This is a genomic window from Paenibacillus sophorae (assembly GCF_018966525.1).
Lineage (GTDB): Bacteria > Bacillota > Bacilli > Paenibacillales > Paenibacillaceae > Paenibacillus_AQ > Paenibacillus_AQ sophorae.
This window is the reverse complement of the sequence record NZ_CP076607.1, coordinates 2,033,907-2,048,679: the sequence shown is the minus strand read 5'-3', so window position 1 is coordinate 2,048,679 and position 14,773 is coordinate 2,033,907. Positions and strand designations below refer to the sequence as shown.

The following is a 14,773-nucleotide window of genomic DNA, read 5'->3' as shown; positions in this document are numbered from 1 at the left end:
TTAAAAATCTAATTACAAGGAATTGAAAATTTTTGTAGCAACGCTTCTCAGAGTGGGATCATTGTATGATCCTAATGGTCTTTGGAAGTCGAGATCAATTGTAACATCCCTGACGTCTCCATCTTTGACATAGAAGTTCAGGAAGCCAGTTTGACCTTTGAATGATACGTCAAAGAAGTAAAAATCTTCTTTACTTTTAGTCTCGTCCTTTTTGAAACTAAAATTATTCCACGCCTTGATAATTTTTTCGCCATCTCCAGCACTTCCGACTAATCGTGTCATTTTTATCACCCCTTTTAAACAATTTTACACTAAGTGGAAGAAAGTAAGAATGGAGAATTAGTAAACAATATGGCCCTACAAAAACAGACGTTCTTTATATTGAGTTGATAACAATTCCTCAAAATCCAAAATTTTGTGAGCTTTGATTACCAAGCCCAAATTCATAGGTATGTGAGAAAACGCTACTGGTCTCGGAGAAGTGGGGATATTCATCATTGCTATCTCTCCAGTAGCCGTAAATTGTGGGCCTCCATACATCACACCCAAAAACAACACCCTGGTTCCCGCCATTAATCCGTTTTTTGTAAGAAAAGACCCTTCATTAAAAACCAAAACAGGCGAACCACTTGACCCTGGATAACATGCAGCATCGATCATAATCTCTTCTTTTCCATTGTAATTAAACTTCGGATGTGTTGCTGTGATTCCTCTACGAATGAGAGGTAAATTGTTTATCTGGTCCCATATCCCAATAGGATAACCGACCATGGTTACGTCTTCACACGCGCTCAATTCTGATAACTGTTCGGTGGTAGGAATAAGGTCTTTTGTAAGACTGGAAAAGAATAATTTTTTTCCTATGTCGTCTGCTTGTTTTAATAATGGTGCAATTGGCATAATACACAGATCCACATTAGGATCTGGGTGAAATATCCACATACTTTGAAATTGATCAAACTGAAGAGGTAAGTGCTCTTCATTTTTAGGATTTCCTTCCGAATCAGATACCGTCATGAGAAATCTGCCTTGTATGGCTCCTGCAACGACATGTTTATTAGTCACTATAGCAGGTACGTGCATATTGCCATCCTCTAGAAAACTAAAGAAGAATCCAGTTCCTGTACTTCCGGTTCCGTCGCCAAGCAGACACTCAATTCTAACAGTAGAATACATTAGATGTTCTGAAAGCCCCGTTTTAATTTCCACATAACTCATCCCCCGTAAATAATTTACAAGGTTTATTATGGAACAATCGGAGGCAACTAGACAAGCTTTATTGTGAAGGCTTGAATTTACTCACTATGCGCTCATAGTCATAAGGTCTTTTCGACAAAGAGTACCTTTCGTTCCCTTTTTCGCCACATTTGCTGCATATCCATGGGTGTAAAGGTGGGTTGCAGTTGAGTACGTACATAGCATACACCTTTTCATGTTTACAATGACCCATGACATTATATCCCCCTTTACGCGTCCACTGCCTGCGAATGCTCTGGCAATGTTTTAAGATATTGATATCCTTGTTTGATAAAGTTCGGTGCGTCATCAGCTACAGAAGGGACGAAGTTATAAATTTTCTCTTCGATCCACGGGCAGCCAGCTTGGCAATTTTCCAAAGTGGTGTATGTGTGTACTCGAAGATTCACATTCCCTTTATCCCCGCTTTGCTCATCAATGCGAAGGTAAGCAGCGTCCAATGTAATACCGTGCGCTGTTGTCACTGTCATTTGTAAGGCCATTTGATTTCTCCTTTCTAGAACTGTGCATCAAGCATTAATACCCGTTGTATTGAACGTCCGCCAATTTGTGCCATTCCACCAGCACAGCTTATCCAGTGTTTGATCATGGATAATCATCCCAGTATACGGATTAGTCGGTCTATTCGCAGTCGTACAAGAAATTGCAAGTGGAGCATAGACCACTGTGCCGTCTCTCAACGTTCCACTGGTTTGGGCGATTCTTGCCCATCCAAGCACAAGGCGATTAGCAAAGTCAGAATTGAGGTAGAAATTATTGACCTTAGCGCCGCCATCCCACTGTACATCAGAACCATCAGCCGCAGTCGTCGGTCCTTTTAGCCCCATGATGATATTGTTAATGGGGATGGCTGGAGTATTTAAATACCAATCCCAGTATCCGGTTGAACGAAACGGCAACAGCCCAGTAGTTCCTTTGGTGATTGGTGCTTCAAGCGGACTCACGAATACACTTATATTGTCGCTGCTCATTGTGCTAATTTCTGAGTATTTAAACTTCGTCGGGCCATTCATTAATAATGCTTCGACGATAATATTTGAGTTCGTACCCGCTGTCCAAAGATACCCGGCTAAGGTAGCGCCCATAATCATATTAAGTTGCCTAATCCGCAAGGTGCTGCCGTTCGCATTGATCACAGTCCCTGCATCCAAATTACTTTGAAAAAAGTAAGCATTGTCGATTGTGACCTGACTATTACTTAACCTTATCATGGTGTCGCAGTTGGGACTCTCTCCGCCAATAGCGGTACAATGAACTGAGCAGAAGGAAAAGTGATACATCGTTCCATTGCAAAAATCACCGTAAGTATTGATTATCGTGGAATACACACCGACAATGTGATAGGCGGTTTTGTCAGTACTCGCAAAGCAATTTTCAAGTAAAGTGCTGGTACTATTAGACGCAATATAAAATCCATAATCACCGCTGAACGTACAGTCTCGAAGACTGCATGCCCACATAGACCTAATATAGAATGCGTACCTATCATGAGTAGAAACGGTTGGTAAATCTTTACTAGTAACGAATGAGCAATATTCCGCAATTACTCTTGACCCGTTATCTCCATATACAGCATAGGTGGTATTGCCTGTACTGGTATTCGTGATCCTAATATTTTTGAATCCTGCGGCGGAAAAAGCATCTGCCAGATTCATGGTCGAACCTTTAATGAGGATAACTGTCGCATCCAAGCCGTACGATTGAGCGGTTCCGACTTTAATAATGGCGCTTCCCCGATTTCCCTTTCCAAGAAAAACAATTGGAGGAAAATCATAACCTCCATCTGTAGCAGGTAGCTTCATTAAAATGGGTGCAGTCGTTTTGTAAGCTTCTTCGGGATAATATAGTACTCCACCACCAGAAGCATAAAGTGCATCAGCGGCGTTTTGAATGGCAATCGTATCATCCGTTCCTGTCCCTGTATCCGGATCATAGTCGCCGACGGCCCCAAATTTTGCGACATTGATAACCGTTGTATTTTTCGCAATCTCCGCCAACTGCGCACTAACGGCGGTATGCTCCGTGTCCAGCCGCACCTTAAGATTTCCGTAATCGTGGCCCGTTGCATCGATCGCCGCTTGCGCCGCTGCTGGCCCACTATCTCCCTCCATGACTGCCGTATTGAGCTGCTGCTGCACGCTGTCTACCGCGCCCTTAATGTCCGAGGCGCCAGCAACCGGTCCGGCATATGTGATGTGCTCAGCAGCATGCGCGGTCGTAGAAGCCTTATGGTTGTCGATATCATCCTTAGCGACCGTGATCCGCTCCTCGTGATCGGTCAGATCGGCTTCGATTTCGGCGTAGTTGTCATTGTGACGCTGAAGATCTACTAGGTCCAGAAACTTAGTGATTACTCTTCGATTAAAGATCATGTCTGGTCCTCCTTTCAGAACAGATATTTATAGCGGTAGATGATTTCCAGTGTGAAGCTTGGGCTTGTTGCCGATACGGTGAAGGTCGTTTCCCCGGGAGCCAGCGCGAAGAAAACCCCGTTGCTCCGCGAAAAGGCGTTCTGCCCGTTCAGGCGGACACGGCACTTCGACGGATTACAGTCAATCTCCAGAACATCATTTCCCCCGATTGAGCCGGAGAAGGTGAAAGCTTGGTCTCCGTCGCTTAGCGACAGGTCCGTGAATGCTCCGGTTATCCGGATCAGCGGATAAGCAACGTCGGAGCCATCATTATTGACAGTGACCGTCTGCCCGCTCGCCGTGATGGTAAAGTAGGAATCGCTGATATAGAAGTATCCCTGACCATATTCCAGCCCCTCGCCGTACTCCCGCAGCTCAGTTGTCTGCCGCGACTCCGGGAATGGGTCGTCCATCTTCAGTGGAACGTTAATCAGCCGGTTCCCGGTCGAGGTGTCGAAGCTGATGAACCCCCGATATTCGGCCATATAACGCTTGTCCATCCGGTCCGAGAAAACAATGACCAACGTGCCCCTCCGAATATTGATGATACTGGCCAGCTTACCGACGACACCGTCATAATCATCGCCCATGACAAAAAGGCCCAAGCCTATAGGCCGAGCACCATAAGTGCTGCCGAAATTCAGTTGTCCATCCCGCCCAGCAAGCTTGACGGCGTTCTCCTCCGTCTCCGGCAGCATCGGTATATCCCGGCTTACCAGCTGTGCGCCGATTTCCGAGAGCCACTGTCCATTGATCGAGACGTCAAAGTCCTCCATCTACTTCACCCCCATCGTCTGCAGTCGGCGTGCCGTCTTTTCCCGCTCCGAGTAAAGGATTTCGGTGTCAGCCCGGTCTTCCAGCGTCACACCGTTGACTGACATGTCGAAGGTGTTGTGAATGACAGTCTCTGACTTGGCGGCGCCTGCCGGGCTTACCGGGCGGGTGGAGTCCAGCAACCGGAATAGCATCCGCTGCTGTTCGGGATTGATAATGATCTCGCCGCCATGAGCAAGGATAGGTACTGGAGCGCCCCATGGTCCGGGCACAGTTCCCCCAACATCAAAGGAAGGAAGTTTTCCGGTATCGGTCGTGATCCCGTAAAGATCACGAATCTGCTGATTTTGCGTAGACAGCCGCGCCATTTCCGCCTTGTTCCCCGTCGCCTTTGCCGCATCGTAGGCATCCTTGTTCGCATTGTACTCCGCAAGGTCGGCGGCTTTTTTCGCTTCGGCATTGTTTGAAGCGATCTGCGCCATTTTGGCGTTGTAGTCGACTATAAAGGTATCGAGGTCCGAAAGGATTAGCTGATTTGCCCCTCCGGCGGAAGAAACACGGAAGGCTGCAATGCCGGATTCAATCGTCTTGATATCGCCGGAATAATTATCGAATGCCTCCTTTAAGGAATCGTACTGCGCTTCTTTGGCATCCTTCTCCGCATCAAAGGCGGCGGATTGCGCGTCCTTCTCTTCCTCCAGCGCATCCTTCTTCGACTGAAGCTCACGCTTTCGCAGATCACGACCGTGCTCAAGCACCATCTGATCTCGTTCCTTGATCAGCTGCTCGCGTTCCTTCTTGCCTTCTGGACCGACAGCGGTGGCCAGGAGATCAATACGGGCGTTTTTTGCAGCGAGCTGCGACTCGTAATCAGCATCGGCATTCATCTGCTCTTCTGCTGCCATCAAGTCCTCAATCGCCTTGATCTTCGCGTCCTGTGCGTTGACGTAAGCGTCCTTTCGGTCCTCGACCGCATCCAGGTCAGCCTGCTTCGCTTTCTCGATCGCATCCTTTTCCTTGTCAACCAGGTCGTCGGCAAGGTCTGTCAGCTTCTCGACAAGCTCCTTCCGGGCTTTATAAAGTTCCTCGTCGGCATTTGCATAATACTCAGAATCAGCAGCGTACTTGTCCCGAAGTTCAGTCCATTTCTTGACCTTGAGTTCTGCAATCTCGACTTCGGTTGCTCCAGAATCTTCAAGTCTTCTAACTTCCTTGTCAATCAGGTCTGACCGTTTCTCGTAAGTGTTCCGCTCCTCTTCGATTGTGGCTTGAGCCAAATCCTTCCGAGCCTGCCGCACCTGTTCGTCAGCCTGCTTATATTGTTCGGAGTCTTCAGCATACTTCTTCCGAACATTAGTCCACATATAAAGCCGCTGGTTCGCCATTTCCCTTTCTGACTTTCCCGCGTCCTCCATCCGCTTCATTTCCTGATCGATAACAGTGGCCGAGAAATCGTAACGATCCTTCACAGAATCCTCGTTCAGCCGCTTGATCTGAAGTGTGAGGGTCCGCGCATCATCCACGCTTTCCTTGAGAAACTGAGCATGCTTCTTCCGGAGCGCCTCGTACTTCTGAATCTGCTTCTCGGCGGACAGGTCATAGTATTCCGCCTGAAACTGGACCGTCTTTAGATCAGCCTCGTATGCCGCCTTGCGGGCTTCGGCGGCGAGTTCGGCAGCTGACTTTCCTGGTTTCTCCGTCTTAGGCTTGGACGTTTTAACTTTAGCCGGAGCGCTCAGATCGATTGGCGCTCCTTTGGTATTGGCCCCTAAGGAAAAATCGCCGGAGGAAAGGGAAGCCGCTGCCTTCTCAATCTCCCGCTGCTTGTCCGCTATTTTCACCTGTTGCTCGGTTAGTGCCTTCAATTCCGCCGCTGCCTGGGCTTTTGCCGTGCTCGTTACGATATCCATCACGTTTGGTGTACCGCCATTCATTCGCTGCTCGCCCTGCTTTACGGACTCAGCAAAGGTCGACGCCCTCGCTCCGGAAACAGCGGCCATGGCAGAGAGCAATTTGCTATAATTCTGAATTTGGGCCTCGACGGATGCCCGCTGCGCCTTTGCTTCGGCGGCAAGGTTCTCAATCCGAACCCGAGCATTGGTAGCCGCATTGTTGGTCATAGTCTTATCCGCATTGATCTGATCCTGAATCGTACCGATGTTCTGAACACGAATGCGTCCATCCTCTTCTTGGACTGCAAGCAAGTCTGGATACTCCCGCTTCAAGGCGTTCACCGCATTGATTAGCGCCTGCTTCTGGGCTTGATCAAGCTTTTGAGCAGCAGATAGTTTCTGGATGGTCGCTATTTCAGCTTCCGCTGACTCGACGCGCTGCTTTTTGGTGGCCAGCGTCGCCACACTGGCTTTTTGTTCCTCGAAAAGCGCGCTGACTGAACCGTTTATAGCCTTGTTCATATCATTGAGGCGGGCCGTCGCATTCTCTACACCGTCATAACCCATGCCACGAAGCTTCCTATCGATCTCGTCGAGCTTCTCGCTGATCTCGCCAGCCTGATTAAGGATTTCCGGTGCGTTTTCTCCTGCCTTGATCTGCGAATCAAGATCATTAAGCTGATTCTGCAGCTTGGCTCGCTCTTCAAGGACAGCGTTCAGATCTGCTGTCTTGTCCCGCAGGTTCTTCAGTTCATCGACCGTTCGGTTAATCGGAGACTCGTTAAGCGTCTGATTGAGCGCCTTCTGTGCCTCCTCGAAGTTCTTGGTTGCTTCTTTGGCGTCAGCATATTCACCAGCAAGATAGGCGGCTCCGGCTGCTACTGCACCAATTACTAATGCGATCTGTCCAACAACAGGTATGCTCATTCCCATAGCGGCCATCGATATGCGAGCGGCGTCTATGGCCTTCTTCAAGGTGTAGAATGCCGTCACCGATCCGAGTACCAGAGGCGTGACCGTTGTAAAGGTGACGATCGACTTCTGTGCTGCCGGATCAAGTTCAGTGAACCCAGTCAGCAATGCTGTAATCCCTTCAACAGCCTGACGCACCGAGGGGAGGAATGTGTCGCCTACCGTGATGCCGACAGATTCCAAGGCGCTGGTCATGTTATCGACCGAACCTTTGAGTGTATCCATCTGCGTACCGGCAACACGTTCCGCTGTCCCGCCTGCGTCTTGCAGCGATTCCGTATACCCATCGAGTGTCTCCGTCCCGGCTTCAATAAGAGCAATAAAGCCGGAAGCGGCTTCCCGGCCAACCAGCGTTGTGGCGACGTCGGCCTGCTGCGCTTGAGTAAGTCGTCCCCATACAGAGGTAAGCTGACCGATCAGGTTCGACAGCGGGACAATATTTCCGGCGCTGTCCTTGATGCTCACACCGAGGCGGTCCATGTAGAATGCTGCTTCCTTGGACGGGGACGCCAACGCCAGCAGGATCGCCCGGAGCGATGTTCCCGCTTGCTCCCCTTTGATGCCGGCGTTTGATAGCTCACCGACGGCAGCGGTCGCTTCTTCTACGGACAGGCCCATCGCTGCAGCAACAGGAGCAACATATTTCATCGCCATCCCAAGGTCGGTCACATTCGCATTCGTATCAATTGAGCTCTTCGCTAACACGTCTACAACGCGCGAAGTCTCCGTCGCCTGTAAGCCGAATCCGCGTAAAATAGACGAAGCAATGTCCGCTGTTGTCGCCAGATCGACATTGCCGGTAGCAGCCAGCGAGAGAACGCCGGGCATTGCCGCGATAATCTCTTTGGTCTTAAATCCAGCCTGGCCAAGTTCAGCCATTGCATCGGCAGCCTGCGACGCAGAAAACTTGGTGTCCGCTCCGAGCGAAATGGCTGTCTTACGGAGCTCTTCAAAATCCTGGCTCGTTGGCTCAATTATCGCCCGGACATTTTGTATAGCCTGCTCAAACTGCATCGCCGTCTGGACGGCCTTCGCTATAGCCGCAGCAATCGCAACAGCCAAAGCAGCGTAGGCAACTCCGAGAGCGTCAATCTCCGCACTTGTTGCACTGGTCGTCTTGTTCAGCCGTTCCATCTGATCAATGATGTCATCGATTTCCTTGCTACCGATGCCCAAGGATTGCAATTCTGTCCTAACGTTCGCCAGTTGCTGTTGCAGGAGTTCTGGATGGGATCGGCGTAGCGCGGCGTTGATTAGTTCTACCTGTTTAGAGTTGGCGCCTACATCCTGCAGAGCCATGTTTAAATCCATAAAGCTTCCGACAGCTTTATGTGAATGACCGCCGAGTTTGTCTACTGATTCACCGGTTATCTTGACCTTGTCGTCTACATCCTTGACCTTTTTGGCCGCCTCTTCAGATGAGTGAGAAAGATGATCCATCGATTCGCCTGCAACGTCAATCCCACTCTTCCCATCGCCAATCTTCTTGACAGCTTCTCTCAGCTCGCTTACTGACTTAGCCGCTTTATCGCCCTGCTCACCCAGCTTTTTGACAGCTTCGGCGGAAGCCTTGGCCCCTTTTTCAGGCTTGGTCATAGCCTCGGCTACCTTCTTGATCTGCTCAGCGCTCAATCCTGCTTTGGACAAAGCGTCGTTTAAGACCTTCAGATCGGCAGCCGTCTTCTTCGCCTGAGTCCCAAGGTCTGCGAAATCCTTCTTGGTACTCCGGATCTCCTGCTTCATTCCCTGAGCTTCAGCGGTCAGGCGCGCCCGCAATTCTCCGATCTGTACCGGCAATCCTCATCCTCCTCCTTTCATACGCGCGAGCTGAGCTTGGTACTGTTCCTCTGCGGACTTCGAAGGTGCCTTAGGCGGCTTCGGTAGATTCCGGGTGATCCGCTTCAATATCGCTTCCCGCGCCTTCTTGTCCATAATGTGCGGGAATGATTCAACATCGATCTGCTCCAGCAGCTCCGCCGCGTGGATCTGATCTTTTATCAGAAGGAGCTGCGGCAGATCGATCAGGCAATATTCATTCTCGACCTCGAACTGCGTCTTCCCGAGGATGATGCAGCAGCGCAGGATAAACTCATCCAGCGTTATTGTCCGGCGGCCTGATTCATCCTTTGAACGATCGACTGCACGAACTGCTGCGCCATCGGCGGAATCAGGCCCTTTAAGTTTCCCAGGGCGGCATTCATGTCGTTCTTTTGCCAAGTGAGCAGGAGGTATTCCGTGCATTCGGCAATACTTGCCTGCTCACTCAGCTCCTCTATATCGATATCGCTGAGCAGCGATGTGATTTCGTAAATTTCGTCAATCGTCACGTCCGCGCCGGCCACGATAAACACGGAACGGTCTTCTTGCGGTGTGAGAAAAAACTTCACCAAAAAGTCTCCAATCGTTCCGACATGCTCGGTCAGCTTCTTAAGCCGATTCCGAGTTAGCTTAGGGACCTCGACACGCCGGTTCCCGAGCTTCAGGACTTCCTTTTTACCAAAATTGAGCATGGGCCTTCCCCCTTGTTATAAATAAAAAAGGAGAAGGCTCGCGCCCTCTCCGTGATTAAAATTCAGTATTAAGCTGTGGCGGTGATGTCTCCCCAGGTGTAAAGCAGTCCCTTCGGCGTGGCATCGAGCGCCGGATAAGCCATGGCCGAGACGGTAAGCCGGAGGTTATTGTCCAAAACGAAAGCCGCATTCATGTCGAACTTGATACCAACGCTCTCGATGTAGATGAATCTCTTCGGATCGTCAACGCCTTGCGGCTTGATAACCGCCCGCTTCCGCGGAAGTTCCTTGCCGGCCAGACCGGTTACTTGGTACTTAACCTTTGTCGGCGTTGTACCGTCTACGATCTTATCCGCATTCGGGTTATACAGAATGACCTTTTCGAAGTCCATATCCGGAGTCTCAAAGTTGATTGCTCCAGTCGTTCCGGTAGAAATCGACTTCACCGGCGCTGTACCCGTCTGGTCCGTCGCCGGCTCAAAATAGGTCGTCGTGGTCGTAAAGGTGATGCCGCCTTGAGTCAAATCAATCGTAATTGCATCGGTTTCCTCCGTGCCGTCAGCCTCGATTCCCCAAATGAAAATACCAGGACCCGCATAGATATTGTTCACGTCACTCATGTGGTTGGTGCCTCCTTCGTATAGAAAATGAAATTGGTTGAATACATCGGCCGGTCCATAGCGTCAAGTCCGAGATAAATCGGCTGCTGCGCGGCTGTGCTTGAAAAGACATGCGTACTGCCCGCCTGGTAATTAGCAAGGCGGTGTAGCCGCTTGACCAGTCCCTTTGCGACAACTTCAGCGGCTGCCATGTTGGCCGGGTTGGTCTTGTAGGACTTGCCCTTCACGATAATCTGATAGGTCGGCCGCTCGGTCGGAACAAACTCTCCCGGAGCGTACCCGCCGGAGTCTTGGACAAAGAGGCACGGCAGCTTAGCATCCGGAATATCTGCAGGGATGAAATTGGCATCAGGATAAACGGTGTAGCCGGATGCCGACAGGAAGCTGATTAAGTCACTCGCAAGCACGGTTCATCCCTCCAATATTTTGGAGAGCTCGGTCCGGATCAGATCTTCGTTCATCTTGATCGCGTTCTCCAAATACTTTTTGCCGGGCGTATAGCCGTTGTACTGCCCTTTGCTTCGGGTTTTCTCGCCCGGCGTCAATTGGACTATGGCTCCACTCGCTGTCTTCCTGAAGCCCTCATGCTGCACGACTGCGTAGGAATCAACCTCCGGGCTTGTCCCGAATTCGATGTACCGCTCAGTCAGCATTTGTTTGACCTCACCGACGATAAGCGCAGCCTCCAGGTCGCCGCTGTCGATCGGCGCCAGTCGCTTGGCGTCGTGGATGATCTTCATGGCCAGCTTGGTCAATACGGCATCAATCCGGCGATCCAAATCTTTCTCCAGATCGTCCAGGTGGGAAATGATCTCTTCAAGCCCGGTCAATTCTATGAAGAATTTTCCGCGGCTACCCATAGATGACCACTTCCTTCACCTCGTCCGTTCCAAGGTACTTTCGGATCTCGTAATGCCGGACATCGATGCGAACCTCCGTGCCAAGGGCATTCGTATACTGCAGCCAGTCGTCGAAGCCGACGGCATTTACGCCCTCTAAATACACGGTGTAGGCAACCGTGATCTCCTCGCCTTGGGCATTTCGGATCAGGCGCTGCTCCTCGACGACCTTGGCCGCCTTCTCGACTGGCTCCGCCGGCAGCGGGCGGCCCCACTCATCGACGCTCGGGTGGTAATGCTGGACAGTTGCCGGGTAACCAAAAAGGCTCATATCAGGCACCCGCCATACTGCGGACCGGGGGCATCCTCGGCTTCTTCAGCCAGCTCGAATGCAGGCTTGCCGAGCAGCTCGCGCACCTCCGGCGCCACGACATCGCGGATGCCACTGTATGTGATACCCTCGCCGTTGTCGTTTAGCGACTTAACGGCGTGACGTTGAAATTTGAGAGCGGGGTCAAGGCCCTGCAACTCCCATATCGCCTGCAGGGATACGACCTCAACCATCAACTCTACCTCCGGGTACCAGCGGGAGAGGTTGCGCTCCGCTTGCTTGACGGCAAGCGGTTGTTTCTCCGGTTTCTTGTCCCACGCCTCCGTATCCAGAACGTTCCCTACGATCCAAGCGGCGACTTCTTCCGTTGTTGGCATGACCGTCACCTACTTTTTCTCAGCTTCAGCAATCGCCGCGATCAAATCCTCGACGGTTTTACCCTCAATGTCCTCAATGCCCAGCTCGGCAGCCTTCGTTCGCAGCTCAGCGTCCTTCTCTGCAATACCTTCCTTCAGCTTGGCCTCGCCCAACCGACCGGCATTAGGCACGCCGAGCACCTTCGCACGATCGCGCAGCTCCTGAAGTTCGGATGCATCCTCTTCAGGTTGAGGCTCGATTTCCTCGGCGACGCCGGCAGCGATCAGCTCCTCGGCGATCTCATCATCCACCTTCCGAATGATGTCGCTAGGCTTGCGCCATTTCCCGCCTTGCTTAACGACTCCCGTCAGTTTCAAGTCCACTTCAATCACCCTTTCTGATTATTGATAAAGAAAAGGAGCCCTCTAAAGAGCTCCTTAAATAACAGTCGCGGAAACGACAGAGTCGGCCCAAGCAAATGCCGGGAAGTTGAGGGCCACACCAGCGGTGCGAACGCGGATAGGATTCTTGGTCACATCTCTGAAAACATAAATGCCCATGTCTCCAGTTTGCTCTGCTTCAATCTCAGCCATCATTTCCTCTGTCGTCTTGGCCCACAGATAATTGCCAAGTGGACCTTCCGGAAGAAGAATAAACCGATTCTCCGGCACCATCCGGACCGTGGTAAAAGACAATTTTCCACCAGTGAGCGCGCGATCCTCGGTGCGGGCTTGCGTGTCATAGGCAACGATTGCCGGGAACTCCATCTCATCAAAGACAGATTGCAGTTGGCCGTTGGTAAGGGATGGCGGCTGCGCCGATCCGCTCGGGTCGCCGTGGTATTGCTTCCGGATGGACAGGTTACGGCGAAGCAGCGTGATAATCTTCTGCGACGTAAGTGCCCGGCGCAGGCGAATCCCTTTCGCTCTCCAAGCATCAACCCACGTTTGGATATCATCAAGCGGCGTGGAGTTTTCGATATCATCCCACTTATCCGTTCCGGCTAATACCGGCTTCTGTTCGGTTGTATAGCCAAAGTCCACGGTAACTCGAACATCACCCTCGACATAGTTGACTCCTCCGCTCCATACACTGGTCAAGGCAACCCACTCCCGACGCGCGCGGATGGAATCAACAGCGAATTGAGCATCATTCAATTGCCGGTTACGGAGTTGGTTCTGCTCCTCCGACCGCAATCCGTAACTTTGGGACGCCTGTAACGCAAGCCGGACAAGGCGTTCGTCCATATAGCGGCCCAACTGGATTTTCGGAATTTCGATGCGAGTACCCTTCAGTCCTTCCCGTGATGCGTATTCCACCTCGGTTCCGAGTTCCGCAATCTTTGCCATTACCGGCAGCCTCGGTGACTCTTCTTGAATAACGTCGACCGTCAGTTCCGCAGTCTCTCGGGGCGGGAACAGCAACGGGTGGAGATAATCATTCGACGTTTCGAGGTTCCGGGAATAGACCAGCAGGTCTTCCCCGGTCAGCGCTTCTTCCAGGGTAAGATCAATTGGATCGCCTGCAGCGAAAAGCTGAAGGTCGAGTTTGTAGCGATATTGGATCGTGTTCATGTTTTGAATTCAGTCCTTTCTATGACCAGGATTAGGCGAATACGATATTCGGCATCTTGCTACGGAGCGTGGCGTCAACGGTCACCGGAACGCGGGCGGCGATGATCTTGGCGACTTCGTACCCGCCGACGACATGGTCGCCGTCCTTGACGTTTACGGTTCGCTTCAGGATCGCCGTCGGGTTCTGGCTGCCGTCGGCTCCAGCGGAATTGTACGGCACATATTTGCCGGAAGCAGTCAGCTTCGCCATCGGCATGCCCTTCTTGATGATTTTGTCGCCATTACCGTCGGCTGTAATCGCCGCAGAATCAATGGTAATGCCGTTGGCTACCTCACGGATCACTTCAAACGAGGCGAGGATTTCATACTCATCCTGCACCGTCACGCGCTGTCTCGGTTGCAAATTCATGAATTATTCCCTCCTTATTTTCTGGACCACGGATCATGCACGGCCTGACCGCCAGTCATAGTTCCGCGACTCTTAGCCAAATTGACAATGTCCTCGCGGCGCTTCTTCTTGTCGTCGGCAGAACCTCCCGAAATGTCGGCGCCGATCCGGCCACTGCCCTGCTTGGCTTTCAGCAGATGCGGCTTTTTCTTGGCGAGGGCTTCAAGGGCTTCTTTTACGCCATCCAACTCGCCCTTGTCGTTCTCCTTCGCTGCAGACAGGTCGGCCAAGGCGCGGGCATCCTCCCAATCGGCAAACCCGAGTTCGTTTGCCAGTACCTTTACCTCGGCGTTAAGCAAGCGCTGAAAGGTCTTATCGTTCTGCTCTTTCTCGCGCGCCTTGATCTTCTCGTCGACCAGACGATCGACTTCGGCGGGGTCAAGTTTCCCGCCCTTGTCTTTGTCCTTCAGTTTCAGGGAGGTCTGCATGGCTTCGACAGAATCAAAGCCCAACTCTTTGGCCAGAGCGGTTTGAGCGGCTTTCTCGGCGCGGGAGACGCGGGACTGAATCTTAGCGTCAAGCTCGGCCTGAGAAAACTTCTTATCGGTTCCCTCACCACCGGCGCCACCTTCCCCGCCGGAACCGCCGCTGCCTCCCTCTCCCCCTCCACCGCCGCCTTCACCTCCACCACTATCAGCGGCAAAGAGTTGAAGATCCAAACGGTAACGGAAACGACTTACGATATATGGATACATGGTTAATGACCTCCTGTTTTATGCCCGGGTAGGCGTCCTCGATAGGCAGTTTAAAGTCATGCCACGGTTTGGACATAAGAAAAGGCCACTCCC

Annotated in this window: 17 protein-coding genes; all 17 read right to left on the bottom strand. The window is 51.5% G+C overall.

What is annotated here, in order from left to right; translation table 11 throughout:
- Positions 1–12: 12 nt before the first annotated feature.
- Positions 13–282: a hypothetical protein gene (locus KP014_RS09735; protein WP_036588978.1), complete on the bottom strand. Its 270-nt coding sequence runs from the start codon at positions 280–282 to the stop codon at positions 13–15.
- Positions 283–357: 75 nt separating this feature from the next.
- On the bottom strand, positions 358–1,209 hold the full coding sequence (locus tag KP014_RS09730) for a S1 family peptidase (RefSeq protein WP_246590687.1): 852 nt from the start codon (positions 1,207–1,209) through the stop codon (positions 358–360).
- Positions 1,210–1,466: 257 nt separating this feature from the next.
- The gene (locus KP014_RS09725; protein ID WP_036588976.1) at positions 1,467–1,739 is read right to left on the bottom strand and encodes a hypothetical protein; all 273 of its coding nucleotides are present in this window, start codon (positions 1,737–1,739) and stop codon (positions 1,467–1,469) included.
- A gap of 27 nt (positions 1,740–1,766) precedes the next feature.
- Positions 1,767–3,629, bottom strand: coding sequence for a pectate lyase family protein (locus tag KP014_RS09720; protein ID WP_036588972.1), 1,863 nt, complete (start codon positions 3,627–3,629; stop codon positions 1,767–1,769).
- 14 nt (positions 3,630–3,643) lie between these two features.
- Positions 3,644–4,444 (bottom strand): phage distal tail protein, encoded by an 801-nt coding sequence (locus KP014_RS09715; RefSeq protein WP_036588969.1) that lies wholly within the window; start codon positions 4,442–4,444, stop codon positions 3,644–3,646.
- On the bottom strand, positions 4,445–9,103 hold the full coding sequence (locus KP014_RS09710) for a phage tail tape measure protein (protein WP_090834018.1): 4,659 nt from the start codon (positions 9,101–9,103) through the stop codon (positions 4,445–4,447).
- Between the two features lie 3 nt (positions 9,104–9,106).
- Entirely contained in the window at positions 9,107–9,523 is a 417-nt protein-coding gene (locus tag KP014_RS28710) for a hypothetical protein (RefSeq protein ID WP_246590686.1), read from the bottom strand.
- Positions 9,406–9,816 carry a hypothetical protein gene (locus KP014_RS09700; protein WP_036595763.1) on the bottom strand — a complete coding sequence of 137 codons (411 nt, stop codon included), beginning with the start codon at positions 9,814–9,816 and terminating at the stop codon, positions 9,406–9,408. The genes KP014_RS28710 and KP014_RS09700 overlap by 118 nt, the downstream gene beginning before the upstream one ends.
- Before the next feature lie 68 nt (positions 9,817–9,884).
- A complete protein-coding gene (locus KP014_RS09695) occupies positions 9,885–10,436 on the bottom strand; it encodes a hypothetical protein (protein WP_036595762.1) in 552 nt (183 codons plus the stop codon).
- Complete coding sequence (locus KP014_RS09690; protein ID WP_036595761.1) at positions 10,433–10,843, bottom strand: minor capsid protein; 411 nt, start codon at positions 10,841–10,843, stop codon at positions 10,433–10,435. Before KP014_RS09690 ends, KP014_RS09695 begins: the two co-directional genes overlap by 4 nt.
- Before the next feature lie 3 nt (positions 10,844–10,846).
- Positions 10,847–11,296, bottom strand: coding sequence for an HK97 gp10 family phage protein (locus tag KP014_RS09685; RefSeq protein WP_036595760.1), 450 nt, complete (start codon positions 11,294–11,296; stop codon positions 10,847–10,849).
- Positions 11,289–11,606, bottom strand: a complete 318-nt coding sequence (locus tag KP014_RS09680; RefSeq protein ID WP_036595758.1) for a hypothetical protein — start codon at positions 11,604–11,606, stop codon at positions 11,289–11,291. Before KP014_RS09680 ends, KP014_RS09685 begins: the two co-directional genes overlap by 8 nt.
- Positions 11,603–11,983 carry a hypothetical protein gene (locus tag KP014_RS09675; RefSeq protein WP_036595756.1) on the bottom strand — a complete coding sequence of 127 codons (381 nt, stop codon included), beginning with the start codon at positions 11,981–11,983 and terminating at the stop codon, positions 11,603–11,605. The genes KP014_RS09680 and KP014_RS09675 overlap by 4 nt, the downstream gene beginning before the upstream one ends.
- A gap of 9 nt (positions 11,984–11,992) precedes the next feature.
- The gene (locus KP014_RS09670; RefSeq protein WP_090834019.1) at positions 11,993–12,355 is read right to left on the bottom strand and encodes a hypothetical protein; all 363 of its coding nucleotides are present in this window, start codon (positions 12,353–12,355) and stop codon (positions 11,993–11,995) included.
- Positions 12,356–12,400: 45 nt separating this feature from the next.
- Entirely contained in the window at positions 12,401–13,537 is a 1,137-nt protein-coding gene (locus tag KP014_RS09665; protein WP_036595752.1) for a major capsid protein, read from the bottom strand.
- 31 nt (positions 13,538–13,568) lie between these two features.
- Entirely contained in the window at positions 13,569–13,946 is a 378-nt protein-coding gene (locus KP014_RS09660) for a head decoration protein (protein ID WP_036595750.1), read from the bottom strand.
- 14 nt (positions 13,947–13,960) lie between these two features.
- Positions 13,961–14,680 (bottom strand): hypothetical protein, encoded by a 720-nt coding sequence (locus tag KP014_RS09655; protein ID WP_036595748.1) that lies wholly within the window; start codon positions 14,678–14,680, stop codon positions 13,961–13,963.
- Positions 14,681–14,773 lie beyond the last annotated feature (93 nt).